This is a genomic window from Vibrio sp. 10N.261.52.A1 (assembly GCF_002876325.1).
Classification (GTDB): Bacteria; Pseudomonadota; Gammaproteobacteria; order Enterobacterales; family Vibrionaceae; genus Vibrio; species Vibrio chagasii.
The window spans coordinates 1-482 of record NZ_MCYD01001216.1; the positions used below are offsets into that span (position 1 = coordinate 1).

General features: G+C 45.4%; 1 protein-coding gene. It reads left to right on the forward strand.

The window, feature by feature from the left end; genetic code table 11:
- Positions 1 to 54 precede the first annotated feature (54 nt).
- Positions 55 to 482 (forward strand): SPOR domain-containing protein (locus tag BCT81_RS25700; protein ID WP_102426298.1); only part of this gene is annotated, 428 nt, incomplete at its 3' end.

Consider the following 482-nt stretch of genomic DNA (forward strand, 5'->3'; position numbering starts at 1 on the left):
TCTTTCCACACAGTAGGGGAAGTGCTGGAGCATTGGCAGAAAAAAGGAAACTAGATGGCAAGTAAATTTCAGAGCCGCTTAGTCGGCACCATCATTTTAGTGGCCATTGGCGTGATTGTATTGCCAGATGTGCTTGATGGTAAGAAGCTTCACTACAAAGAAGAGTTTGCGAGCATTCCTATTAAGCCTGAACTTGATAGCAATGTGGAAGTGTTTGAGGTGCTTGACCCAGTTGAAGATCAGATTGCACTGCCGGATTCTCCAGTAGAGCGAGTGGTCGAAAGCGGTGGGTCATCAGAAACCCAAATGGCATCGGCTTCTGAAAAAGAAGCGGATAAAGTGGCGGTTGTGGTTAAGCCAGTACCTGAAAAAAATGAGTACCAAGACAGTGCTTGGATCATTCAATTGATGGCTTTGAAGAATGCTGACAACGCGAAAAGCGTAGTTAAGGATTTGCAAAAGCGTGGTTATCAGGCTCACAC